The organism is Eisenbergiella porci (assembly GCF_009696275.1).
Classification (GTDB): domain Bacteria; phylum Bacillota; class Clostridia; order Lachnospirales; family Lachnospiraceae; genus Eisenbergiella; species Eisenbergiella porci.
The window spans coordinates 155,387-177,913 of sequence record NZ_VUMI01000004.1 but is presented as its reverse complement, the minus strand read 5'-3'; the positions used below and the strand labels follow the sequence as shown (position 1 = coordinate 177,913).

General features: G+C 48.8%; 28 protein-coding genes. 8 read left to right on the top strand and 20 right to left on the bottom strand.

Features of this window, described 5'->3' with window-relative positions; genetic code table 11:
• Nucleotides 1-44 precede the first annotated feature (44 nt).
• The 5 genes from FYJ45_RS30310 to FYJ45_RS04055 form a co-directional block, all read right to left on the bottom strand.
• The gene (locus FYJ45_RS30310) at nt 45-497 is read right to left on the bottom strand and encodes a hypothetical protein (RefSeq protein WP_235930547.1); all 453 of its coding nucleotides are present in this window, start codon (nt 495-497) and stop codon (nt 45-47) included.
• A gap of 11 nt (nt 498-508) precedes the next feature.
• Nucleotides 509-688, bottom strand: a complete 180-nt coding sequence (locus FYJ45_RS30305; RefSeq protein ID WP_235930546.1) for a hypothetical protein — start codon at nt 686-688, stop codon at nt 509-511.
• Between the two features lie 56 nt (nt 689-744).
• Nucleotides 745-1,614 (bottom strand): ATP-binding cassette domain-containing protein, encoded by an 870-nt coding sequence (locus tag FYJ45_RS30300; protein ID WP_235930545.1) that lies wholly within the window; start codon nt 1,612-1,614, stop codon nt 745-747.
• A gap of 64 nt (nt 1,615-1,678) precedes the next feature.
• Nucleotides 1,679-2,443, bottom strand: a complete 765-nt coding sequence (locus FYJ45_RS04060; RefSeq protein WP_154463590.1) for an SDR family oxidoreductase — start codon at nt 2,441-2,443, stop codon at nt 1,679-1,681.
• A complete protein-coding gene (locus tag FYJ45_RS04055; RefSeq protein ID WP_154463589.1) occupies nt 2,444-3,067 on the bottom strand; it encodes a TetR/AcrR family transcriptional regulator in 624 nt (207 codons plus the stop codon).
• Between the two features lie 344 nt (nt 3,068-3,411).
• Between FYJ45_RS04055 and FYJ45_RS31665 the strand changes: the two genes are divergently transcribed.
• A complete protein-coding gene (locus FYJ45_RS31665) occupies nt 3,412-3,750 on the top strand; it encodes a hypothetical protein (protein ID WP_320620661.1) in 339 nt (112 codons plus the stop codon).
• Between the two features lie 182 nt (nt 3,751-3,932).
• A complete protein-coding gene (locus tag FYJ45_RS31660) occupies nt 3,933-4,181 on the top strand; it encodes a hypothetical protein (RefSeq protein ID WP_320620660.1) in 249 nt (82 codons plus the stop codon).
• A gap of 81 nt (nt 4,182-4,262) precedes the next feature.
• On the opposite strand, the gene FYJ45_RS04045 is transcribed toward FYJ45_RS31660, so the two are convergent.
• Nucleotides 4,263-4,796, bottom strand: coding sequence for a rhodanese-like domain-containing protein (locus tag FYJ45_RS04045; RefSeq protein ID WP_235930544.1), 534 nt, complete (start codon nt 4,794-4,796; stop codon nt 4,263-4,265).
• A 428-nt stretch (nt 4,797-5,224) separates the two neighbouring features.
• Between FYJ45_RS04045 and FYJ45_RS04040 the strand changes: the two genes are divergently transcribed.
• Both FYJ45_RS04040 and FYJ45_RS04035 read left to right on the top strand, forming a co-directional pair.
• A complete protein-coding gene (locus FYJ45_RS04040) occupies nt 5,225-5,896 on the top strand; it encodes a response regulator transcription factor (RefSeq protein ID WP_154463588.1) in 672 nt (223 codons plus the stop codon).
• A gap of 27 nt (nt 5,897-5,923) precedes the next feature.
• Nucleotides 5,924-7,300: a sensor histidine kinase gene (locus FYJ45_RS04035; RefSeq protein WP_154463587.1), complete on the top strand. Its 1,377-nt coding sequence runs from the start codon at nt 5,924-5,926 to the stop codon at nt 7,298-7,300.
• Here the strand turns inward: FYJ45_RS04035 and FYJ45_RS04030 are convergent.
• Nucleotides 7,263-8,258, bottom strand: a complete 996-nt coding sequence (locus FYJ45_RS04030) for a 1-acyl-sn-glycerol-3-phosphate acyltransferase (RefSeq protein WP_154463586.1) — start codon at nt 8,256-8,258, stop codon at nt 7,263-7,265. The genes FYJ45_RS04035 and FYJ45_RS04030 overlap by 38 nt on opposite strands.
• Nucleotides 8,259-8,518: 260 nt before the next feature.
• Here FYJ45_RS04030 and FYJ45_RS04025 point away from each other — a divergent pair, with 260 nt between their 5' ends.
• Both FYJ45_RS04025 and FYJ45_RS04020 read left to right on the top strand, forming a co-directional pair.
• The gene (locus FYJ45_RS04025) at nt 8,519-9,049 is read left to right on the top strand and encodes a ferritin-like domain-containing protein (RefSeq protein ID WP_154463585.1); all 531 of its coding nucleotides are present in this window, start codon (nt 8,519-8,521) and stop codon (nt 9,047-9,049) included.
• Nucleotides 9,050-9,170: 121 nt separating this feature from the next.
• The gene (locus tag FYJ45_RS04020) at nt 9,171-9,914 is read left to right on the top strand and encodes a PepSY domain-containing protein (protein WP_154463584.1); all 744 of its coding nucleotides are present in this window, start codon (nt 9,171-9,173) and stop codon (nt 9,912-9,914) included.
• 99 nt (nt 9,915-10,013) lie between these two features.
• Here the strand turns inward: FYJ45_RS04020 and FYJ45_RS04015 are convergent, their stop codons facing one another.
• The 4 genes from FYJ45_RS04015 to rfbD all read right to left on the bottom strand — a co-directional run bounded on the left by FYJ45_RS04015 (nt 10,014) and on the right by rfbD (nt 14,067).
• Nucleotides 10,014-10,745 carry a zinc-binding dehydrogenase gene (locus FYJ45_RS04015; protein ID WP_235930543.1) on the bottom strand — a complete coding sequence of 244 codons (732 nt, stop codon included), beginning with the start codon at nt 10,743-10,745 and terminating at the stop codon, nt 10,014-10,016.
• A gap of 51 nt (nt 10,746-10,796) precedes the next feature.
• Nucleotides 10,797-11,825, bottom strand: a complete 1,029-nt coding sequence (locus tag FYJ45_RS04010) for an arginase family protein (protein ID WP_154463583.1) — start codon at nt 11,823-11,825, stop codon at nt 10,797-10,799.
• 50 nt (nt 11,826-11,875) lie between these two features.
• The gene (locus FYJ45_RS04005) at nt 11,876-13,138 is read right to left on the bottom strand and encodes a dicarboxylate/amino acid:cation symporter (protein WP_154463582.1); all 1,263 of its coding nucleotides are present in this window, start codon (nt 13,136-13,138) and stop codon (nt 11,876-11,878) included.
• A gap of 80 nt (nt 13,139-13,218) precedes the next feature.
• A complete protein-coding gene (gene rfbD, locus FYJ45_RS04000) occupies nt 13,219-14,067 on the bottom strand; it encodes a dTDP-4-dehydrorhamnose reductase (protein WP_154463581.1) in 849 nt (282 codons plus the stop codon).
• Between the two features lie 706 nt (nt 14,068-14,773).
• Between rfbD and FYJ45_RS03995 the strand changes: the two genes are divergently transcribed.
• Complete coding sequence (locus FYJ45_RS03995; RefSeq protein ID WP_154463580.1) at nt 14,774-15,298, top strand: GNAT family N-acetyltransferase; 525 nt, start codon at nt 14,774-14,776, stop codon at nt 15,296-15,298.
• A gap of 139 nt (nt 15,299-15,437) precedes the next feature.
• Entirely contained in the window at nt 15,438-16,205 is a 768-nt protein-coding gene (locus FYJ45_RS03990; protein WP_154463579.1) for a class I SAM-dependent methyltransferase, read from the top strand.
• A 172-nt stretch (nt 16,206-16,377) separates the two neighbouring features.
• Here the strand turns inward: FYJ45_RS03990 and FYJ45_RS03985 are convergent, their stop codons facing one another.
• From FYJ45_RS03985 to FYJ45_RS03945, 9 genes are all read right to left on the bottom strand, one after another.
• Nucleotides 16,378-17,112 (bottom strand): SIR2 family NAD-dependent protein deacylase, encoded by a 735-nt coding sequence (locus tag FYJ45_RS03985; RefSeq protein WP_154463578.1) that lies wholly within the window; start codon nt 17,110-17,112, stop codon nt 16,378-16,380.
• A gap of 187 nt (nt 17,113-17,299) precedes the next feature.
• Complete coding sequence (locus FYJ45_RS03980) at nt 17,300-17,908, bottom strand: nucleoside/nucleotide kinase family protein (protein WP_154463577.1); 609 nt, start codon at nt 17,906-17,908, stop codon at nt 17,300-17,302.
• Between the two features lie 49 nt (nt 17,909-17,957).
• Complete coding sequence (locus FYJ45_RS03975) at nt 17,958-18,734, bottom strand: nitroreductase family protein (protein WP_154463576.1); 777 nt, start codon at nt 18,732-18,734, stop codon at nt 17,958-17,960.
• A complete protein-coding gene (locus FYJ45_RS03970; RefSeq protein WP_154463575.1) occupies nt 18,731-19,381 on the bottom strand; it encodes a GNAT family N-acetyltransferase in 651 nt (216 codons plus the stop codon). Before FYJ45_RS03970 ends, FYJ45_RS03975 begins: the two co-directional genes overlap by 4 nt.
• A gap of 144 nt (nt 19,382-19,525) precedes the next feature.
• Nucleotides 19,526-20,509 (bottom strand): DUF4003 family protein, encoded by a 984-nt coding sequence (locus FYJ45_RS03965; protein WP_154463574.1) that lies wholly within the window; start codon nt 20,507-20,509, stop codon nt 19,526-19,528.
• Nucleotides 20,510-20,593: 84 nt separating this feature from the next.
• Nucleotides 20,594-21,124, bottom strand: a complete 531-nt coding sequence (locus tag FYJ45_RS03960) for a dihydrofolate reductase family protein (protein WP_154463573.1) — start codon at nt 21,122-21,124, stop codon at nt 20,594-20,596.
• 47 nt (nt 21,125-21,171) lie between these two features.
• Entirely contained in the window at nt 21,172-21,705 is a 534-nt protein-coding gene (locus FYJ45_RS03955) for an NUDIX hydrolase (RefSeq protein ID WP_154463572.1), read from the bottom strand.
• The gene (locus tag FYJ45_RS03950) at nt 21,687-22,178 is read right to left on the bottom strand and encodes an NUDIX hydrolase (RefSeq protein WP_154463571.1); all 492 of its coding nucleotides are present in this window, start codon (nt 22,176-22,178) and stop codon (nt 21,687-21,689) included. The genes FYJ45_RS03955 and FYJ45_RS03950 overlap by 19 nt, the downstream gene beginning before the upstream one ends.
• 15 nt (nt 22,179-22,193) lie before the next feature.
• Nucleotides 22,194-22,514, bottom strand: a complete 321-nt coding sequence (locus FYJ45_RS03945; RefSeq protein WP_154463570.1) for a hypothetical protein — start codon at nt 22,512-22,514, stop codon at nt 22,194-22,196.
• Nucleotides 22,515-22,527 lie beyond the last annotated feature (13 nt).

The following is a 22,527-nucleotide window of genomic DNA, read 5'->3' as shown; positions in this document are numbered from 1 at the left end:
ACTCTGCTTCCATAAAAAAGTTGTAGTGGAACATAACCAGCAGCTCATCCGCAGCTGCGTAGGCCCTTATATTTTACCGCAAGGATCTCTTCTTTGAAACGGTTCCCTCCGCAGCCCGGACAGACCACTTGCGTATTGGCAAAAAACAGCATATTGTTGTCCACATACCCCAGTCCCTCACAATTCCCGCATCTGCCCCCGGCCGTATTAAAGGAAAAATGCTTTGCAGAAAAACCGGCGTTTACTGCGGCCTGCGTACCGGCAAAAACCGCCCGTATCTTTGTGTAAACCTCAGTATAGGTGGCCACATTCGATCGCTTCATTCTGGAAATTGACGCCTGCCCAATCTCAACCACCCGGTTAAACTGTTCTTTGCCCAGCACCCGGTTTTTCTGTGTATCCGCCCTTCCTTTAGCAAGCACCTCAAAGACCAGCGTGGATTTACCGGAACCGGAAGGCCCGGTTACGCCGACCAGGCAGCCTGTGGGGAGATCCACACAAAGCTGCTTTAAATTTCTTTTTGTTGTTTTATCTCTTCCAGCGTCCCTTCCGCCACAATTTCCCCGCCGAATTTTCCGGAACCGGGGCCGATATCCACAAGGTAATCGGCAGAGGCGATTACATCCACATCATGCTCTATCACAAGCACCGTGTTATCCAAATCCCGGAGCCTTTTAAGAATTGCCACAAGGCCGGCCGTGTCATTAGGATGCAGGCCGGCCGTAGGTTCATCCAGGATATAAATCAGCCCTGCGATCTCCGAATCCAGTGCAGCCTCTGCAGTTCCCCGCCTGACAGAGTAATCGTCTGCCTGTCCAGGGAAAGATATCCCAGCCCCACCTTAAGGAAACGGCTGATTTTGGTTTCCATATCGGTCAGATAATCCCTCACAAATTCCATCTGTTTTTCATCCAGGGACGCATGCAGCTCCCGTACCCAGGCATACAGCCTGTCCAGGGAAAAAAGAGACAGCTGCGGCAGACGGAGCCCCTGCACGGTTACACTCCTGCTCAGCTCACAAAGCCGCTCCCCTCTGCAGTCGGGACACTCCTTCACCTCAAAGTAATCCTCCAGCTGTTTTACGTCCCCGTTCTTATCCGCCAGCCGCCGCCATAATATGGGATATAAAGTCCCCGGCTCCACAGGAACCCCATAATGGGAAAATGCCTGGCGAAGCACAGAAAGCTGGAATTTCCCGTACTGCTTTTCCCAGTATTTTACCGCGCCGTCCTCCAAAGACAGCTTTTCATCCACTGTCCGTTCTTTTTTTATGGCATGAATCCTGCCCAGCTTTTCATAAACCATACGCAAATCCGTATAAATATCCGACATGGTGCCTACCGTGGAACGGGGATTCCTGTTCGCATCCGTCTGGGTAATCACTATTGCCGGGGATGCGCCCCGCACGCGTTCCACCTTCGGCTTTTGAATGCCCTGAAAGGCCATTGCTTCCAGATACTGCCTCTGGCATTCATTGTAGAGAACATCGATGAGAAGCGTGGATTTACCGGAACCGGAAAGGCCCGTGAATACCACAAGCTTATTTCTGGGGATGTCCAGCGAAATATTTTTCAGATTGCCTTCGGCGGCGCCGATAATACTGATATCTGACATTTGGTCCTCCTTGGTTGTTGAAGATTTCCTGAAGCGCTACATTCTGAAGTTACTATGATATATTTCAAGTATTACCTTCCCTCCCGGAAAGCGCCGCCATTTTTCCACTCATAAGCCTGCCCATCCTCAATGAGAAAAGATAACACAGCTCCGTCTGCACCTTTTGAAGAAAGCTGTGGCAGATAACAAAGCCTTTGCCATTGATATTCTCCGCCAGCCCATATCCCACGGTTTTAGGATCCGCCTTATATTCCGCAGGAAAAGGGAACGGAGCCGAGGATTTCGTCCGCGTAAGCGGCGGATGGAGAATATGGAAGGTTATCCCCTCTTTCTCATATTCCAGGCTCAGACACTTAGCCAGCGCCTCCACTGCGCCTTTGCTGGATGCATAGGGACTGATATTTGCAAACCCCATCACACCTACGCTGGAGCTTGTAAATACCACCCTCCCGCAATGCTGTGCCCTCATGTGAGGAAGCACCGCCCGGGACAGCCGCAGCGCGCCAAAATAGTTCACGTCAAACACTTCCTGATAAATCTCATCAGCCGTATCGGCCATGGAATCAAAGGTACACCGGCAGGCATTATGGATCGCAATATCAATGATATGAAAAGAAGCTGCGATCCGGTTCACCGTTTCGACGACGCCGCCTGCGTCCCTCATATCACAGATACAGTCAAGCAGCCTGCCGGGATACTCCTTTTTCAATTCCCGCAAATTGTCATTTTCCAGATCCAGCACTGCAACGCAGTCCCCGTTTTGAAGGAATTTCTCCGCCATAAAATACCCAATTCCCTGATTTCCCCCTGTCAAAATTATGTTTGCCATTCAGACGCCTCCCATTTCTTTGAAAAATTCCGTGATATGTTCCTCTGCTTTTTCAAGGAAAAGCTTTTTCTTAGCTTCCGTCAGTTCTCCTCCCAACAGGTATCGCTGGAAAAAAAGATAAATCGGCGCGTAATATTTCAGCGCCAGATATTCACCGTCCGCCGCCGGAATCCATTTTTTCTCAATTAATGCATTAAATATCCTTTCCTGAAACCTCAGCGGTTCTTCGAAAATCCATTTATCATATGCCTGCCTCATAGCCTCGCTGCCGCTGCGCTCCATATGCAGAAGCCTGATATAGCGATTGCAGAAATCATCCATCAGATAGTCATGGAAAAATACCTCCGCTGCCGCGCCGCCGGATATACCGCTCCCGCCCTCTCCCTGCAGCTGCGCAACTGCGTCGTCCAGCCGCTGCATCAGCCCTCCCGCAATCATTTCAAACCGATTTCCCAGCTCCTCTAAAATAGCCCTCTTATTCGTAAAATGATAATAAACAGAGCTTTCCTTAATATGTACCTGCCCACAGATATCCCTTATGGATACAGCGCTGAAGCCATACTGAGAAAAAAGCTGCAATGAAATATCCAGAATCCGTTCCTTTGTACTGTCTGCCGCCATCATTCTCCCCTCCTCTAACAACTGTTAGGTGCATTATATCTAACATTCGTTAGGCTGTCAACAAAAAGTATAACTATTCCCTTTCATTTATGACAAAATTATGATAAACTTAACCAACACCGGCGGCCGGATAATATGTGTAAATCCTATCTGCCCAAATCACCTTTTCTTCCTCTTATCAAATTAATTTATCTGTCCAGTCGGACAACATTTCATTTTATTCTTTATTTCCACTATAAATTTAAAACAAAAGAAAAAGTAAGAATCGGTTGTCCGGTGTCGGATTTTCAGTTATAATTGAATGGAAGATAGACATTTACACATGGCTTACAGGAAAAGGAGGCCGTGTGCAGCAAGAACAAAAAAAGTCTGAACCACAGACGGAGTCCAGGAATCTTCATCATGAAGATCTGGCCCTGAAGACCGCCGCGCAGTATTTTGGCGAGGAACTGATGCCTCTGCTCGGAATTACCGGCAAAGCCAAATATGTTGCCCCAACCGAACTGATAAAGCTTGAGGCGCGGCAGATGTACCAGGATTTCAACTATGTATCGGCAGATAATACCTGGATCCATCTGGAATTTGAAAGTGATTCCATCACAACAGAGGATCTCAGACGCTTCTGGAGGCAAAAGAAAAGCAGGGAGTTCCTCTTGAGAAAGAGGATTTGGTCCCGCTGCTTTTAAGCCCTCTGATGTCCGGACGTCTGACGATTGGAGAAAGAATCGTAAAAAGCCTGCATTTTCTCCAATCCGCTTCAAATGCCGTAACGAAAACGGAACTGGAAAAAATGCAGGCCGTAATGTATACGTTAGCGCTTAAATTCTTAAGCAAAAAGGATTTAGGCAAAGTAAAGGAGATGATATTTATGACTGAACTGGGACAAATGCTGGTCGATGATGGAATTGAAATAGGGCTGAAAAGAGGACTCTCCCAAGGGGAAAGAAAGATTGTTTCCCTTATAAGAAAGAAGTTTTCAAAAGGCCTCACCATTTCCGCCATATCCGAAGAATTGGAACTGGACAGCACTTACGTCAAAAAAGTAATATCCCTGATATCCGAAGATGCCTCAAGAAACGATCTGGAAATAGCCGAAATCCTCATCAGCCAGAACTGATGAAACAAGAACGTCAAACAGCGGCTGCCCGCATGGACAGCCGCCGTTTTCCATAATACCAGTCATTCTTTTATGCCCGCCCTATTCTTCTCCGCTCACAGTATCATAAGGCCAATCCATAATTCCTCCAAAATCATAAATCTGCGTATATCCTGCCTCCACCAGCTTTTTCGCCGCCTGGGCGCTGCGGTTGCCGCTCCTGCAGTATACCAGGATCTCATTATCTGTATCCGGCAGCAGCTCCGGCTTACCGTTTCCGATGGTTTCATTAGGAATCAGGATAGCCCCCGGGATATGGCTTTCATCGTATTCTGCCTGTGTCCTCACATCCAGAATGATAATATCATCTCCCGAATCCATCCTCTTCTTTGCATCCTCTGCTGATATTTTATGATATTCCGCCCGCATTGTATCCTCCTGTTCTGTCTGCCCACTCCCACCCGGCAGCGCGCCCTGTCCTGCTTCCATACCCTGTTCTGCCTGCATGCCCTCCGCCATTTGCTGCGTTTCCACCGTTCCGCTCTGCTTCCCGGCAGCTGCGCATGCAGTAAGCGTCCCTGCAATCACACCTGCTGTTATAATACCCGCCAGCCTTTTTTTCATTCTTTTCTTCATGCATATCCTCCGTTTGCTGCACCAGTTAACCTGTTATACTGTAATTATATTAATTACAGTTATATTTGTCAACCCTTTCTTTTTCCAGGCAAAACTATAAGTAACAGTTCAGCCTTCGGCTGAACTGTTACTGCATCCGCCCATTATAAGTCGCCTTCGGCGAGGGGCGGATACTGCTGCCACCACGTTTTCGCACGGTTTGCGCAGTAAATGCGCAAATCTGCCTGAACTGTTACAACTATAACCATATTTCCGTAACTTTTCCATTCCTTCACAGTTATTGCCAAAAATGATATACTTCAGACAGAAACCTGCTGCTGCAAAATATTTTTAACTGGCCCTTTTTAATATTACTTTCATTATTCCCATGCATAATTAAAAAATAAGCATATACATCTGACACCATTAATTAAAAAAAGGAGGCTCTCATGCGTTTACTGGTTGCAGAAGACGAAAAGGATCTGAACGATGTCATCACAAAAACTCTGATTAAAAACCACTACTCTGTGGATTCCTGCCAAAACGGCCGGGAAGCCCTTGACTGCCTGGCCATGGCTGAATACGACGCCATAATTCTGGATATCATGATGCCCGGGATAAACGGGCTGGAAGTGCTGAAGAAGCTGCGAAGCGCAGGAAATAAAACCCCCGTGCTCCTGCTGACCGCGCTGGACAGCGTGCCCGACCGTGTAGCCGGACTGGATGGCGGCGCGGATGATTACCTGGTAAAACCCTTTGCCTTCGAAGAGCTGCTGGCGCGCATCCGTGCCATGTTGCGCCGTGAAGGCGGCCGACCGGACAACTGCTACCGGATTGCCGACCTTGTTGTGGACTGTGATGCCAGGACCGCGGCCCGCGGCAGCGTGCAGATCACCCTATCCTCCAAAGAATTCTCCATCCTTGAATATCTGATCTGCAATCAGGGCATTGTCCTGACCCGAGAAAAAATAGAACAGCATATATGGAATTACGATTACGAAGGCGGCTCCAACGTAGTGGATGTCTACATCCGCTATCTGCGCAAAAAAATAGACGACGGCTTCTCCCCCAAGCTCATCCATACGGTCCGGGGCGTGGGCTACGTACTGAAGGAAGCTTAAAACGAAGCCGCCAGCGAAAGGGATACGATGAAAAATTTATCCATAAAGTTTAAAATCACACTCTGGTATACCGTCTTCATGACCATCCTCATAATCGTCATACTCTGGCTTCTTTTTTCCATCAGCAGCAGCCAGGTGCTTTCCAATGCCCAGCTTCGGCTGAAGGATACGGTAACCAGAAGCTTTCATGAAATAGAATATGAGGACGGCGTCCTTGAATTTGACAAGGATATTAATTTCCTGGGAGAAGGCATCTATATTTCCGTTTACAGCGCGCAGGGCGCTCTGCTGTATGGCCGGACGCCTTCTTTATTCCACGGTGCCCCCATGCTTATCATGGATGAAATCCAGCAGGTGACCTCCGGCCAGAATCTCTGGTATGTCTACGATTACTGCCAGAAAATTGACGGCTACGGCAATCTGTGGGTACGCGGCATCGCCTCCCAGACACAGACGGATGCCGCCCTCCATATCCTGGTGCGGCTGGCGCTTATTTTCCTGCCGTTTTTCGTTCTCTGCATCGCGGCGGGCGGCTACCTGATCATCCGCAAAACCCTTGCCCCCCTGGCCGACATGACTGAGACTGCCCGGCAGATCAGCGAAGGGAACGACCTCTCCCGAAGGATAAGGGTAGGGGAAGGAAAGGATGAGGTCCACAAAATGGCCCATACCTTCGACCGTATGATGGATAAGCTCCAGGCCTCCTTTGAAAATGAAAAACAGTTTACCTCGGATGTCTCCCACGAGCTCCGCACCCCCGTAGCCGTCATCCTCTCCCAATGCGAATATGCCTCCCGGGAAGATACCACCCCTGAGGAAACCAGAGGCTGCATCCGGGCCATAACGAACCAGGCCCGCAAAATGTCCAACCTGATTTCCCAGCTCCTCACCCTGGCCCGCGCAGACAGCGGAAAGCAGCAGCTTCATCCCGAAATCCTGAACCTGAGCGAGCTGGCCGAAATCATAACGGAAGAACAGCGCAGCCTTGCTGCTGCAAGAAACATCACGCTGGAAACCGATATCCAGCCCGATATCCTGTTTTGCGGAGATGAAACCATGATGATGCGCCTTTTTATCAATCTGATTTCCAACAGCATCACCTATGGACGGCAGAACGGCCATACGCTCATTACCCTTTCCTCCGGCAGCGGATACATTACCGGCTCTGTTGCCGATGACGGAATCGGCATTGAAAAGGATAAGCTGGATAAAATATGGAACCGTTTTTATCAGGTAGATTCCGCCAGAAGCTCCGGGGAACGGCAGGGTTCCGGCCTGGGGCTTCCCATGGTCAAATGGATCACGCAGGCTCACAAGGGCACAATTTCCGTGGAAAGCAGTCCCGGAGAAGGCACCCGATTCACGTTTACATTTCCCGCGCAGCCAAAAAATGCGGAAAAGTAACGGCTTCCCATAGCCGAACAGACAGGTCACAGCGGTACTCTCCCCGAAGAATTTCCTCCTCCACGTTCCTGCGCTGCCACTCATACCAGTCGGGAATCCTCTGTGTTTCCTCTCCCCGCAGCAGCTGCCCGTACTCGTCCATTTCCCACTCCTTCCCACAGGCGGAACAGCGCAGCACACAGCCGCAGCTCTCCATACGAAAAGACGTTTTGCAGGCCCGGCACTGATAAAGCGCCATATGAAGCCCTTCCGCCCGGTTTTTATAACGGATGGCAATCCCCTTTTCCTTCTGCCAGCGGTATTCGTCATACTGTAATTTTTCCTCTATTTTCTGCTGAACCTCCTCATCCCCGGCCCTCTCCAGCTCCTGTGCCGTGTAAATACAGGTAAGCCTGGCCTCCATGGGCACCGTCCTTATGTGCTCTTCGTCCCAGAAGGGGCCGGCAAGATAGCTTCCGTGAACCGACAGCGTCACCACCGGCGCCTTCATCAGTTTGGCCAGCTTCCCCATATTTCCCGGAATCCTGGAGGTGGTTCCCACATTGGAATGTCTGGATTCCGGAAAAACAGCAACAATCTGCTTTTTGTTATGTAAAGCGTAATAGATGTTTTTTACTACCGCCACATCGGAAACATATCTTCTCTTTCCAATACAGCCGATACTCCGGTACAGCCATTCGCCAAAGGCCGCGAAGCCCTCCATATCCGATACATAATTCGCACGGTGAGGGAACAGTACCAGCGGCGCAATATAATAATCGGAAAAACCCTGATGCGTAGAAAGCACAAGATAGGGCGGCCGGATATGCTCCATATTTTCTTTCTCAATTTTCAGCCTGAACCTCCTGGTCATCAGCCAGGAGGCGCCCCAAATGAGCGGCACCAGAAACGGATACTGCTTTACGGGCTTCTTATTCATGTCAAACGGTTTCCAGTTTTGCTTTTTATTATGAAGCATGATTACTCCTTTGTTATATCCTTGCCATGCGTCCCCGGTACCAGCCTATGGCATACGGGGCCAAAGCTCTGCGCCGTCGATTTTTCCATTCCAATACATCTGAAAAATGTAACAGGTCATTGTTCTATTTTAACATACGCCTGTAAATAAATATACTATCTCAAAAAACAGCCGATTTAAAACAAAGTAATTCTATATCCCTCTGCCTTCACATACAAATTACTAATTAATATCGATACTTTTTCCCAGGAGAACATCTCATGAACAACATCAAATACAGCATCTGCAGCAACCCTGACTGCATTCCGGTAATACACTCCAACTGGTATCCTCCCATCGCCGTTCAGGAAAAAAATCCGCAGTACGCCCAGTTACTCATGCCTGACCTCGCCTCTGCCGCCAGTGAAATGACCACCGTGCACACCTATCTGTACCAGTCCTGGACTATCGAAAATGATTATGAAACCATTCGCTGCGTCATAAAACGCCTGGCCGCGGTGGAACAGCACCACTATGCCATCATCGGCCAGCTGATTGCGCTTCTTGGCGGCGAACCGGAATGCCGTTCCACAATGAACAACTCCTACTGGTGCGGAAATATGATAAACTACAGCTGCGACCTTCGCACCCTTCTTTCCAATAACGCCAAATCAGAGTGTTTTGCCGCTCAGGCATATGCAGAACAGTCGCAGGAAATCAAGGATCCCTGCGTTTCAAAAATGCTCGCGCGCCTGTCGCTTGATGAAGAACTTCACGTTCAAATATTCAATGATTTTTTGCAGCAGATTTAATTGTCCATCCCTTTTCTGCAGGCTGCGGTTAAACAATAATTTTTTATTCTTTTTAATTTTCCTTTAATCTTGACATTATAAGATTAGTTTAACAAAAGGGAAAATAAGAAAGGAGTTCATTATGAAAAAACATTTATTTCTACTGCCTTGTATGTTTGGAATATCAGCAGTCCTGCTCACAGCCTGCACAGGCCGGGACAACGAAAATACAGTAACCCAGGAAATCACCACCACCCAGGAAACATTGGCGGCAGACGCTTCCGGCTCCACCGTTTCAGTCACGGAAAAGCAAAACAGCGATACGCCGCTTCCTGCTGCAGGAGACAGTGTTCCCATAGCCGACAGCGGAATAAAGGCCGCAGCAGCCGCAGACGGAGGTACCGAAGGCCAGGCTGCTTATATCAGTGAAGAGGATGCCAAAAAAATTGCCCTGGAGCATGCCGGCCTTAAGGAAGAGGATATTTCCTATTTCAAAATAAAACTGGATACCGATCACGGCGTTACAGAGTATGAGGTTGAATTTGTTTCAGGGAATACGGAGTACGATTACGACATTGACGCTGTTACCGGCGCAATCCGCAGCTTTGATTTTGAAACCCATAACGGGCATTCCGCCAGTTCTTCCGCATCTGGCGAAAACGCCGCCCTCCCGGCCGGCTCCATAAGCGAAGCCGACGCCAAGAAAATTGCGTTGGAAAAGGTGCCCGGCGCCACGGACAGCAACCTGCGCATCAAGACGGATTATGATGACGGAATAATGAAATATGAAGTGAAAATCGTCTACAATGAAATGAAATATGAATTTGATATTGATGCGGCAACCGGAACCATCCTGGAATGGGAATCCGAATCAGTGTACGACTGATAAGGCTTTGCAGAGGATAACCGGCACCACAATCACTGACTCCAACGGAGCCGGCCCCTGCAAGGACCCGGCTCCACATTTTTTTCTGCAAAACCAGTTTTATTTTTCCGGAGAAATAATGTATTTCCCCTTAGCACGAATTTCAGGCTTGCTCAGAATATCCTCCAGACGATCCAGCCCACACACCTCAGAAACCATGCTGCTCACATCAAGACGTCCGGAATCAATAAGTTCCAGTGCCCGCTTCTGGGTATAAGGATTGATATAGGATGCCTTCAGCACCAGCTCTTTCTGAAAAATCTGAAACGGTTTAATCGCTATTGTGTCTTCCGGCTTTGTCAGCCCGAACATCATTACCACCGCTTTATTCCCGGCAATTTCAATTGCCTGTTCCATGGTGAAGGGCCTTCCCACACATTCAATCACCGTATTAATCCAGGTCATTCCCGCAGCCGTCAGCGCGTCCTTTACATTCTCATGCAGCGGATCGATGCACAGATCCGCGCCCAGCCTTCCTGCCACCTCACGCTTTCCTTCCACAGGCTCCAGCAGCGCTACTCTGGCTGCCCCGGCCAGCTTTGCCAGCTGCACCATAAGAAGCCCTATCATGCCGCCTCCGATAACCACCACATGATGTCCCGGCCTGATTTCACACATATCCAGACCATGCAGGCAGCATGCCGCCGGCTCCGCCATGGCGCCCTGCTCAAAAGAGGTATTTTCCCCCAGCCGGTAGACCTGACGGCAATTCACCGCACAGTACTCCGCAAAGCCGCCATTTACGGTCGTTCCGTAGCCAATCATATGCCCATAAAAAACCGCACTTTTCATTCCCGCTCCCCTCTGCGCCCCCGGCGCGCTATCCTTTTCTCCACCGGCCTTTCAAAGACCGCCAGTTTCCAAAACCTTTACCAACGTGCCGTCCTCATCCAGCACCACCTTCATTCCTTCCGCCAGTCCGCGTTCCTCCAGGAGCTTTTCCTCCATCAGCATGGCAAAAACTTTGTCTTTGCACCGGCTGCCATCTCCATTTTCCGGCAGCTCCTTCAGGAATACCCGGCAGGCCGCCGGCCTGCCCTCCGGCCGTTCCTCACAGCCAAAATCCGGCTCTTCAATCCGGCAGATCACGGCCCGGTTGTTCTTCATGAAAATCTGATCTTTCAGAAAATTGACCAGCTTTTCATTGACGGTGTCGTTCACCCGAACCGCTTCCAGACCTTCTCCCAGAAGTTCAGGACATTCCCCGCAAATATCGATCCCAAGGATCCTGTGCCTGCGAATCAGGATTTGGAGAATTCCCTCCAGCATGGCCAGACTCATATTTCCCTGATCCCAGTCCGTAATCTCCTCCTTTGGTGAAAGCACATCCTTATCAATGGATATAAAAACAGGGAGCCGCACATGCGCCTGAGCAAATGCCCGCCAGTTTTTCCCCATACCAAGCGAATCCGTAGTAAAACAAACCAGCCTGTCGCGGTATGCTTCATCAATATGGTCCAGATAATGCTTATCCGCGCCGATTATGACCGCTTTCCGGACAAAAGGATTTTCATCCAGCACATCCTTCACCCAGGAACCGCAGCTGAGCAGCTCCCCAAACCGGGAAGGCTGCATATCCGTATGATGATCAAACAGGACCAGCACGAAATCCTCCCGTATCCTGTCCGTCCAGAACTTGCTCACATAATGATAATTTCCGGAATCAATAAAATGCAGCCCATAAGGAGACAGCCTGGCAATCCGCTCCCGGATGGCCTTTCCCGCATTTTCATCGCAGTACCCGTTCACACCCTCCAGATCCGTCAGATCAATCCAACAATGCGGCTCCTTTTTATAGAAGCTTTCCTGCTCATACACATGGGTAAAATTCATCAATACAACCGGCGTTGTGTCCGGCGCTTTTTTCTCCATACTTTTCCCTCCCCGGATGGCGCTGCCAGGCTGAATGGGGGAATTTGGCACTAAACCATTTTGTTGAAAATCTCCACATCCACTGCATTATCCTGCCTGGCCACAATGGTGGTGCAGACCGCATCCCCTGTAATGTTGACCGCTGTCCTGGTCATATCCAGAATTCTGTCAATCCCCATAATCAGGCCGATTGCCTCCACCGGCAGACCTACGGAATTAAAAACCATGGACAGTGTAATCAGCCCCACGCTTGGCACGCCCGCCGTACCGATGGACGCCAGCGTGGCCGTAGCGATTACCGTCAGGAAATCTGCTGCGCTCAGCTGGATATGGAAGGCCTGCGCAGCAAACACCACCGCCACTCCCTGCATGATAGCCGTGCCGTCCATATTGATGGTGGCCCCAAGCGGAATCGTGAAGGAAGAAATCTTTTTGCTCACGCCCATCTTCCGGTGAAGCGTATCGATGGAAAGCGGGATGGTGGCATTGGAGGTCGCCGTGGAAAAGGCAAACGCCATAACCGGAGCGAATTTTTTCAAAAAACGCACCGGGCTGAGGCCGGTAAACAGCTTCAGCAGCACCTGGTAAACCACAAGCCCCTGCAGCGCCAGGGCGAGAAACACAGCCAGCATATATTTCAGCAACGGCAAAAAGGCATCCAGCCCCAGCCCGGCAAAGGTTCTGGCAATCAGGCAGAATACTCCCACCGGAGCCAGCTTCATCACCCCCATGGTCATATCCATCATTATATCATTAAACTGGCTGAAAAAGGAAGAAACCGTATCCGCTTTTTCTCCCCTGTGCGCAAGAATCACGCCGATTATCAGCGCAAACAGAATGATAGGCAGCATCTCCCCGCTTGCCAGCGCCCCCAGCGGATTGGTTGGGATAATTTGAAGCAGGGTATCCGCCATGCTCAGCTTTTCCCCCACAGCAGTTTCCGTTGTCTCTATCCTCCCCATATCCAGCCCTGTCCCCGGATTGATCAGGCTTGCCAGCAATATGGCTACCGTAATGGCGATAGCCGTGGTCAACAGATAAAAAGCAATGGTCTTCATACCGACCTTTCCCAGCCGCCTGGTATCTCCAATTGCCATGCTGCCGCAGACAAGGGAGCAGAAAACCAGCGGAACCACCAGCATCTGCATCAGCCGGATAAACCCCTGCCCTATCACATAAAAAATACCGTTGACAATCACCTCATCCCTCACATACCCCTGAGGCGCCCAAAGATTCAACGCCAGCCCCACAGCCGCCCCTAAAATCAATGCTATAAATATAATGGTTGTCAGATTCCGTTTCTTTTTCTTCATCGATCCTCTTCCTTTTGCAACCGTCCCGATTACGGAACGGTTACTTCTGTTTACAGTGTTGTCACAGCCGCCCGGCATCCTCACCGCCGCATTTTATTCATATAGGCACGAAGCGCCTCTTCCCAGGATACCGGAAGCTCAATGTCATCCAGGCGCAGCATCAGATTATCCAGCACCGCATAAGACGGATGACCGTTTTCCCCGGCGCTGTCCGCCTTCAGGATTTCCGTATTTTTCCCTGCAAGCGTAAGGATGCGCCTGGCAAATTCATACCGGCTGCACACACCGCCGCAGACCGCATGGTACAGACCATAGGCATCCTTTTCCAGCAGCCGGTAAATCACCTTTGCCACCTCATCCGCGCTTGTAGGCGCTCCCAGCTGATCCCCGGGCACCCTTATGCAGCTTTCCGTTTCCGCTCTCCGCAACAGCTGCGTCACAAAATTTTCCCCGTCTCCGTAAACCCAGGAGCTGCGGATAATCAGGAATTTGGGCGCAATGGTTTTTACAAACTCCTCTCCGGCCAGCTTTGATTTCCCATATACCGTTACCGGCATGGGCGTTGAAAATTCGTTATAAGGCTCCGAAGCCCTCCCGTCAAAAATATCATCTGTGGATATCTGCACCAGCTCCGCGTGCACGCTTCTGGCGGCAACACTCAAATTCCGCGCGCCGACGGCATTTACCTTATAGGCCAGATCGCTGTTCTCCTCACAGAACGCCGGACCGCAGATTCCGGCACAGTTAATGACACAATCCGGCCTGTACATTTCGGCATAGTTCCTCACAGCGTCCATATCCGTGATATCCACCTCGTCAATATCCGTAAGAAGCACATCCAGCTCTGTTGTATCAAGCATCCTGGCAAAAGCGCTTCCCACCTGCCCCTGTGCCCCCGTTATCCATATTCTCTCATGTTGCAGCAGCATATCAATCCTCCTAGTTTTGCGGAGCAAAATGCGAGCCCTCTGGCGAGCAGAGGATTTTCCTCCTAGTTTTGCGGAGCAAAATGCGAGCCCTCTGGCGAGCAGAGGATTTTCCTCCTGGTTTTGCGGAGCAAAATGCGAGCCCTCTGGCAAGCAGAGGATTTTCCTTTTTGCTTTGCTCCGGCATGAAAAGACTCAGGCGTATTTTATCGTCTGAGTCCGTATCTTCCTGAAACACTTTTATCGTGAGCACAGATTTGATGGCCTTCCTGACCGCTTTATCACAGCATAAACGCTCACTATAAAAGTTTTTTGAAAGTTTATTATAAAAACCGGAAGCCAAACCGTCAACAGAAATCCAAAAAATTTTTCTGATAAAAATTTATCTACATCTGTTTCTAGTATTCTGCCGTTTTACATAAATTATCCAGTATCCCGGCATCTCAGGTCACTTCTGGCTTTTTTCACCGAAAAACTTATCCCAATTATTCAATTTCCCTAATTTCATATCGTAATATCCAGAGCTTTTATTTTCGTGTTACTGTTTCTGCTCTCATGTTGCCATTTGCAGAACTACCCTGTATACTGACATTACATTTACAAAAAAGCTGCGTGTATTGTTCCGCCTGCTACCTCTACTACAAAAAAGGCCGTTGTATACGGCGGAACAAATTTTCATCAATTATGTACCAGCAAGGGAGGAATTTCTATGCTTTATTTGAATGAAAATGACATTCTTATCCGGGAAATGCGGGAACCGGATCCTCAAATCTTCAGTGATGAAGAAATCAAACAGGGCTGGCATGCCTCCCCGGATAAATACAAAATGCGTATTGCCGATCAGGAAAAAGGGGACTGCCTCGCTCTGACAGCCGAATATAAGGGCGCTCCCGCAGGCTATATCAATGTCTACTGGAATCCGCCTGCCGGCGCTTTTGCAAACAGGAACATACCGGAAATTGTTGACTTCGGCGTCCTGGAAAAATACCGCTGCCGCGGGATCGGCCGCCGCCTGATGGACATTGCGGAAAAGCTCGCCAAAACCCGTTCGGATACCGTATGTCTGGGTGTGGGCCTCCATTCCGGCTATGGCAGCGCACAGCGCATGTATGTAAAAAGAGGTTATGTTCCTGACGGCACCGGCGTGTGGTATCAGAATCAAATCTGTGTGCCTTACGGTAATTGCTGCAATAATGATGATTTGGTTCTTTATCTTTCTAAAACATTAGAATAGCTGCCAAAAAACGTTACATAAATCCTTATGTCCGTTCCCACAGACGCGCCGATACCCTGTCAGAATCCCTGAAACAGGAAATACAAAGCTATCTGGATATCGATTTGAATGATTGGATTACCGCCCAAGGAGAAACAACATGATAGAAAAAAACATAAACAGTACCAAAATACTGGAACAAAATAAAAACAGCTGGGATGCTATGGCTGACTCCTGGTTTGGAAGCACAGCCCTTCCCAGCTACGGCCGCCTTGTCCCTTCAGAGGAAGAGCTGCAGTTATTTCCTGCCCTTACCGGAAAAAAAGTTCTTGATATCGGCTGCGGAAGCGGCCATTCCCTGAAATGGTGCAAAGAACATGGAGCCGAAGAAATATGGGGTCTTGACATGTCCACCAGACAGCTTGAAAATGCCCGTACCTATCTGACACAGTCAGGATATGAGCCTCACCTTATCAACGCGCCCATGGAATCTGACTGCGATCTTCCCACAGACTATTTTGACGTGGTCTATTCTATTTATGCCCTGGGATGGACTGTGGATTTGAATACTACCATAGACAGGATTTCCTGTTATTTGAAGAGGGGCGGCATTCTCATTTTTTCATGGGATCATCCGCTTATGCGCTGCATCGATGCGGAGGGGGAAAAGCTGGTACTAAATGGCTCATATCTTGATGAAAATCCTTTTTCCTATATCCAGCGCGGAAATCCTGTCACCATTCATAACCATAAGATGTCCGGCTGGATCAATGCCCTGGCTGGTGCCGGCTTTAAGGTGGAAAAACTTGTTGAGGAAACAGACGCCGAAACCCTTTCCCAGGAATATGAATTTTCGGATTCCTACTATTCGCCTTTCAGGGCAAAGAAAATGCCGCTCTCTTTTATTATAAAAGCGGTGAAACTGTAACCCCGCTTCACCCCTCACTGCAACCGCCAAACGGACAGCCTGGAACGCATATTCTTCCTTCTAAAAACAAATCAAAAATGGCCGGGATCCTTCCTTTCTCCGGCCATTTCTCTCTATTCCATTATGCAGGCATCCCCCATTTGATAAGCACCTACAGGATTATACGACAAGATTACACATATCCCAGCCTGGACAGAATATTCTTCGGCTGATCAATAAAAACCATATCCGCATTGTCATCCAGATAATGGCTCCGCTGATGTATAATCACAAGATATTTTCCCTGGAAATATTTGATATAGTGGGAAAATACCTCCGAATTCAGATTGGTTCCCAGCAGCAGCAGAACCTCCGCCCGGTTAATCTCCTCCACCGCCTGCGTTACCAGCTGACTGTCGGCCATTTCCCGGAAGAAAAACAAACCGGGGCGAATGGGAATCTGACAGTCCTCGCATACAGGAATCCCATGCGCCTGTTTGATATACTCCACAGGATACTCCCTGCCGCACCGTTGGCAGATATTATGGTAAATACTTCCGTGCAGCTCTATCACATTTTTACAACCGGACCTCTGGCACAACTCATAAATATTGCTTGTAATAATACACTGAAGCTTCCCATCCTGCTCCATCTTTTCAAGCACAGCCTCTGATTCCGTAGGCTCCGGGCCGCCGTTCAGCATCTCCTGCTTATAGAAATCGAAAAACAGCTTCGGCCGCGTATTATAAAACGCACTGGTAAAAATCTCTTCCGGCGAATATCCGTATTTCTTTTCAATATCATACGCTTTGTCCGGATTTTTTACTCCGATATATCCCCCTTCTTCCATCATTCCCGATCCGCACAGGGCTACCGTACAGCTGCTTTCATCCAGGATTCTGCGCAAAGTGGCTATTCTTTCCTCCATCTATTACCTCCTCCTCTGGCTTCTCCGCCAGTTTTTCTCAGCATAATCTGTTTGCAGCAGTTCAGCTCTCCATACTGCTGCGACTGTTTCTATTATACTATTATTTCCCGTATTTTTCTATGGATTACACAGTAAAAGAAAAAACTGCCAGCCCCGGAAAAAACTCCCGGAAATGGCAGCTTCTTTATTATAATTCAAACAGGTTGCATACCGTCCGGAACATTTCATCAATTCCAATGCTTCCGTCCGTTACCAGGCAGGCATACCCTCTCTGCTTTGCATCCGCATGCACCGCTTCCGCAAAAAGCGCGTCTCTCTCCATCCAGTTTTCAAAAGCCTTTTTCTTATCTGTACAGCCCTCTAAAATATAGGGAACCCAGGGCCTCTGGCTGTAAAAATGGTACTGGAAATCCTTCACCGGAACAATATTGATATAATGCTTTTTATCCACTCCCACAGCAGAAACGAGCTCCGGCAAAAATGCCGCTCCTTCCGTTATGATTTTCTTTTTCTCTGGAAAAGTGCTCAAAGCTTCCCATATATATGTAAAAATCTCTCTGTAGATTTCCAGCTCCTCCTCCGTCTGTAACCGGGGGCTGCGCATCCAGGTTTCCTCCGGGGACATCTGCATGGCCCTTTCAGAAAGCGGCTTCCCATCCTCCTGCGCCTTTTTCATATACTGTTCCAGATAATCGTCCACCTTAAAGTAGATAAAATCATACTTTTCGGCAATCATTTCCGCTATGGTGCTCTTGCCGCTGCAAGGAGAGCCTCCGATAATATATAATCCTTCCATATACCTCTTTCCCTTCCGGAAAATCAGGCCACCGCCGTTTCCGTTTAAATCAGATGATTTTTATCTCCGCCTTTTTCCTGGCAGGCAGGTAACGGTAATTCTGACGGTCGGGATAGCCTGCCAGCAGCGTCCCGTATACTTCATAGCCCTCCGGAATTTCCAGGACCATGCGGCATTCCGGAATGAGATTCAGGAAACGGGTAAGATAGCCGCCCCAGCAAGTGCCGATCCCCTCAGCCTGGAGCAGCAGCTCTGCCGAAGTCAGGGCTATTGCCGTATCCTGCGCGGGATTTATGGAATTTCTCCGGCATATTCCGATGATAATAACCGCATTTTCCCCCATTACCGGATTATTACCATTGGCATATTCTGAAATCAATTCCATTGAGACCTGGTTTTCCCTGCAATATTCCAGAATCCAGTCCATGATGCACTGCCTGATTTCCTCACTCTCCAGAATTATCCACCGGACCGGATGCTCATTCTTGGCGCTGGGCGCATTCTCCGCCGCATCCAGCGCAGCCCGCAGGATATCCCCGGGAACTTTTTTCTTTAAAAACCTGCGGTAGGAACGGCGCTGGTATATCAGCTGTTTTACCGTTGTACTGCAGTCCTCCGGCAAAGGCTGGGTCTTTTCCGCCACAGCGGGCCGGGAATCATAAGTTATTGCTTCCGCCGGGCAAATCGCCGCGCAATGCATACAGGCAATACACTTTTTCCCGGTATTTTCCGCCTTTCCCTCCTGGTTCAGCCGCAGTACCGTAAATGGGCATACCCGCGTACACTGCCCGCAGCCCGTACATTTTGACGAGTCTATAAAAATCATGCTTCTTCCCCATCTTTCTGCTTGGTCCCGGCATCATAATCCCACTGTCCGGGCAGCCTCAGCTTTTCCATATAAGGAAAGCCTTTATCAAACGCTTCCGTGTCCTCTTCGGTCAGGCTCTCAAACACCTCCGCTTCAAAAAACCTTCCCGGCATGCTGCGCAGGCCTCCGGGCACCAGCTCAATTCCCATAAATGCGTCAAAATTTTTACCTTCCGCGGTGGTAATCTCATAATGATCACAGGTTTGAAAACCAAATTTAGGATAATAGCCCGGTTCCCCAAAAATCACAATTCCCGGATATCCTTCCTCTCTGGCAAGCTGCATTGTCGTATTCAAAAGCAGGCCGCCAATCCCCATATTCTGCATTGCCGGATCAACGCAAAGCGGCCCGAAGCAAAGCACCTCATTACTGCTCCCCTCCGCGCCCTCGATCCTGGCAGCGGAATACATGATGGTTCCCACAATTTTGCCGTCTGACACGGCAACCCTGCTCAGTTCCGGGATATACGCCTTGTCAGAACGCAGCCGGTGGACAAGATAATGCTCATTGCAGCCCGGAAAATGCAGATTCCAGAACGCTTTTTTAGTCATATATTCCGTCTCCCAATACTCCTCCGGGAGCTCCTGTCTGATGATAATTTCCATACACTTTCTCTTTTCTTTTTTATTTCCGCGATCAACGAGCCAACGTGATGCACTCGTACATCCCTTTGACGGCTGCCGCGAGAGTCAAATACCGCCGTTCACGACGTTTCAAATTTGATGTCCCATAGCTTGGAGGAATTTGACTTATGAGGAGGAATTGGAGGCGGCGGCTGCCGTGGAGGCCGCGACGGCTGCGCACATGGCTGCCTGCTGTGCCACAATCATGGAAATCGTCCCGTTGATCGCAGCGGTCTCCAGGCCGTCTGTCTTTACATACTCTCCCTGTACCAGCATTCCCGTATACATCAGCCGCTGTTTTCTCCCGATGCTCCAGTTGCCCAGTCCCTTCTGCTTTGCCAGAAAATCATCCGTATCCGTCATTTCCGTCACGATTTCCATCAAATCGCTTTCCGACAGTGCCAGCACACCAAGCGTCGGCAGCTCATAATCCGTTCCGTATTTGTATCCCCGTTCCTTCAGCCGGTCATAGAGCAGCAGCGTCCGGCTGCATTTTTCTTCCGCCCTTCCGTCTCCCAGCGCAAGAACATGACTCAGCGACTGAACCGCATTTCCTGAAAAAAACTGCGGCTTCAAAAGCTCATAGCACCTCTGCGCTTCCGATAGCAATGTACTGTCATCCCTCTCCGATAGTGAAAGCAGCGCGGCAAAGGAGCTGTCCTCCGAGGAGGTAAGCAGCGGATGCTCTGATTTCATTTCCTTATATAACGCGCGGGTTCGTTTTACTATATGTTCATAATCAAAAGGCTCGGCCATCTGCGCAATTACCATCGCCGTCAGAGGCAGATAAGCAGAACCGAAAAACTCCTCCTTCAGCATCCCATATACCTTCAGCGCATTCGAAATCGTACTTTCCGGATTCCCTGATACTGCCATCAAGGATGCGATTGGCAGTCTGGCAGTGCTTCGGAAATTGGAAAACATGCCCGTATGCTGCCTGAGCAGCTCTGTACATGCCTTCAGCTGCCCACCGTCCGCCTCCTTGCCGTTCATAGTGAAAATCGCCGCGCAAAGAGGATACATATAGGTGCTTTCCCAGCTGAATTCCTTCCTGATTACTTCTTTATTTTTTATGAATTGTCGGCATCTGTTTTCTGTACTTTCCTTCATTTCCTCTCCTTTATGCACGCCGGAGCATATGCATGCCAGGCATGCATAAAAATGCCATGCATGCAGAAAAATGCCGCCGGGCGGTTACTGTTTTTCATAAATAAGTTCTGTCATACCGCCATACCGCTCTGTCCCTGTCAGCTTCAGCTTTCTTTGCCGGCCTCCGCCTCCAAATAAACGGATACCATCACCCAGCAGCACAGGCAGCACGGTAATCCTGTACTGATCTACCAGGTCCGCTTCCACGAACTGCTTCACCAAATCAGCGCCTCCGCAGAGCCAGATATCCTTCCCTTTCTGTTCTCTCAGCCGTCGGACAAGCTCTTCAGGTCCTTTATCTGTAAAATGTATTTCCTCCTCATCCTGCTCACTGCGATGTGTGAATACATATGTCTGCATTCCCGCATATGCCCAGTTATCCGGCGAAAGCTCCGTCCTTATCTGATGATAGGTGGTATATCCCATCAGGACGGTATCCACTGTCTGAACAAAATCCGGGTAGCTGCTCTCCTCCAGGCTCCCCGTATCATCCTCCTCCATCCAGCCCACACCGCCGTTTTTGTCCGCGATATATCCGTCCAGACTCATTCCAAGATACAAAACTACTTTTCTCATGCTATATTCCCTTTCTTCCAAACACCGTACGTTCCCCTAGCCTAACTCTATTTTTCATAAAAACGGTCAGCGTATAGTAAAGTAAGCATTGACACTCCACAACGGATAACATTATTTTTCAGCCAATCCATTACCTCATCCCTTTTTACCCATAGTTTGCTATCGACTTCATTCTTGTCAAAATTACCGTTCTCCGTACTGACATGGGCTGCATACATATGAACCCGGAAATCCGTCATACCATTCTGAGGGTTCTGATATCCCAAATACGATAAATCTTCAAGCTCACAGCCCGTCTCTTCCATGCATTCCCTTCGCGCTGCGTCCTCAGGGGATTCATTTTTCTCAACTCTGCCCGCCGGAATTTCCCATTCCAGACCTCCTGCAGTATATCTTTTAGAGCGGAGCATGAGAATCTCATCTTTATTATTATAGATAACAACACTGACCGAATTATGGGGATAATGCAGGACATGGTAAGGTTCTATTATACTTCCGTCGGGCATACGAACAGTATCCGCATATAAATCTATCCAGTCACTTTCATAAATGACTCTTCTTTTCAGTCTTTCCGGCAGCATGAATGTTCCTCCGTATTTCCGGTTATAACTTCATCATAAGGTACAGCCTCAAGGTATAACTGTAAAGCCTGTTTTCTTATTTCTATTATTTCGTCCGGAAGCCTGTCAATTGCAAACCACTGCAATTCTGAACATTTTTCAGGTTCTGCTATAAATGGTTCGCCAATAAAACTATCCACTGTGAAATAAATATCAAAATAAGTACGTTCTCCATTCAGTCCAACACGATGTGATAGGTGTGCAAAATGAATATTATCTTGCTTTACAATTATACCTAATTCTTCCAGGCATTCTCTTGCCACAGCCTGTTTTGCAGACTCATTTTTATCCACATGGCCGCTGCCAGCAAAGTCCCACCTACCATCCATATAGCCTGTATTTTTTCTCATAGAAAGCAGTACCTGCATCTGTCCTTCATATCTTTTTATAATTATTGGAAATACAGCGGAATAAACCTTGAAATGTTCCTCCATATATTACCCTCCCGCTTATTTTCTATCAGTCTTTTTCCCGTAACAAATCACAAACGCAAATACATTAAATAAAATGGTTCCCAGAAGAAGGTTCAGCGCCCCTGACACTACCGCCTCCGAGGTATCGGAAAGTGCCGGCCAGTCTTTAATTTTTACCAGATGGTCATTGTAGCATATCTGAAAAAACAGAGACAAAGCACAGGCGCACATACTCTCGGTATATAAAACCGGCTGGTTTCTGTTTCCCCTCTTTTTGTATCGGACAATAATAATTACCGGTATTATAAGTGCGGCCAGGCCCAAAAGCAGGCTTCCCACATTTAACCAACCATACATATACGTTCCTCCC

What these genes read in the sequence shown, in the direction of transcription:
- FYJ45_RS03985 (WP_154463578.1), bottom strand. Translation starts at nt 17,112, where the DNA reads ATGGAGGAAAGAATAGCCACTTTGCGCAGAATCCTGGATGAAAGCAGC.
- FYJ45_RS04040 (WP_154463588.1), top strand. Translation starts at nt 5,225, where the DNA reads ATGCGTTTACTGGTTGCAGAAGACGAAAAGGATCTGAACGATGTCATC.
- FYJ45_RS03955 (WP_154463572.1), bottom strand. Translation starts at nt 21,705, where the DNA reads ATGCTGCCGGAAAGACTGAAAAGAAGAGTCATTTATGAAAGTGACTGG.
- FYJ45_RS03990 (WP_154463579.1), top strand. Translation starts at nt 15,438, where the DNA reads ATGATAGAAAAAAACATAAACAGTACCAAAATACTGGAACAAAATAAA.
- FYJ45_RS04030 (WP_154463586.1), bottom strand. Translation starts at nt 8,258, where the DNA reads ATGCTTCATAATAAAAAGCAAAACTGGAAACCGTTTGACATGAATAAG.
- FYJ45_RS04060 (WP_154463590.1), bottom strand. Translation starts at nt 2,443, where the DNA reads ATGGCAAACATAATTTTGACAGGGGGAAATCAGGGAATTGGGTATTTT.
- FYJ45_RS04055 (WP_154463589.1), bottom strand. Translation starts at nt 3,067, where the DNA reads ATGATGGCGGCAGACAGTACAAAGGAACGGATTCTGGATATTTCATTG.
- FYJ45_RS04010 (WP_154463583.1), bottom strand. Translation starts at nt 11,825, where the DNA reads ATGGAGAAAAAAGCGCCGGACACAACGCCGGTTGTATTGATGAATTTT.
- FYJ45_RS04005 (WP_154463582.1), bottom strand. Translation starts at nt 13,138, where the DNA reads ATGAAGAAAAAGAAACGGAATCTGACAACCATTATATTTATAGCATTG.
- FYJ45_RS30300 (WP_235930545.1), bottom strand. Translation starts at nt 1,614, where the DNA reads ATGTCAGATATCAGTATTATCGGCGCCGCCGAAGGCAATCTGAAAAAT.
- FYJ45_RS04035 (WP_154463587.1), top strand. Translation starts at nt 5,924, where the DNA reads ATGAAAAATTTATCCATAAAGTTTAAAATCACACTCTGGTATACCGTC.
- FYJ45_RS03945 (WP_154463570.1), bottom strand. Translation starts at nt 22,514, where the DNA reads ATGTATGGTTGGTTAAATGTGGGAAGCCTGCTTTTGGGCCTGGCCGCA.
- FYJ45_RS03980 (WP_154463577.1), bottom strand. Translation starts at nt 17,908, where the DNA reads ATGGAAGGATTATATATTATCGGAGGCTCTCCTTGCAGCGGCAAGAGC.
- FYJ45_RS04020 (WP_154463584.1), top strand. Translation starts at nt 9,171, where the DNA reads ATGAAAAAACATTTATTTCTACTGCCTTGTATGTTTGGAATATCAGCA.
- FYJ45_RS31660 (WP_320620660.1), top strand. Translation starts at nt 3,933, where the DNA reads ATGACTGAACTGGGACAAATGCTGGTCGATGATGGAATTGAAATAGGG.
- FYJ45_RS03970 (WP_154463575.1), bottom strand. Translation starts at nt 19,381, where the DNA reads ATGGAAATTATCATCAGACAGGAGCTCCCGGAGGAGTATTGGGAGACG.
- FYJ45_RS04045 (WP_235930544.1), bottom strand. Translation starts at nt 4,796, where the DNA reads ATGAAGAAAAGAATGAAAAAAAGGCTGGCGGGTATTATAACAGCAGGT.
- FYJ45_RS04025 (WP_154463585.1), top strand. Translation starts at nt 8,519, where the DNA reads ATGAACAACATCAAATACAGCATCTGCAGCAACCCTGACTGCATTCCG.
- FYJ45_RS04015 (WP_235930543.1), bottom strand. Translation starts at nt 10,745, where the DNA reads ATGAAAAGTGCGGTTTTTTATGGGCATATGATTGGCTACGGAACGACC.
- FYJ45_RS03975 (WP_154463576.1), bottom strand. Translation starts at nt 18,734, where the DNA reads ATGATTTTTATAGACTCGTCAAAATGTACGGGCTGCGGGCAGTGTACG.
- rfbD (WP_154463581.1), bottom strand. Translation starts at nt 14,067, where the DNA reads ATGCTGCTGCAACATGAGAGAATATGGATAACGGGGGCACAGGGGCAG.
- FYJ45_RS03950 (WP_154463571.1), bottom strand. Translation starts at nt 22,178, where the DNA reads ATGGAGGAACATTTCAAGGTTTATTCCGCTGTATTTCCAATAATTATA.
- FYJ45_RS03960 (WP_154463573.1), bottom strand. Translation starts at nt 21,124, where the DNA reads ATGAGAAAAGTAGTTTTGTATCTTGGAATGAGTCTGGACGGATATATC.
- FYJ45_RS03965 (WP_154463574.1), bottom strand. Translation starts at nt 20,509, where the DNA reads ATGAAGGAAAGTACAGAAAACAGATGCCGACAATTCATAAAAAATAAA.
- FYJ45_RS03995 (WP_154463580.1), top strand. Translation starts at nt 14,774, where the DNA reads ATGCTTTATTTGAATGAAAATGACATTCTTATCCGGGAAATGCGGGAA.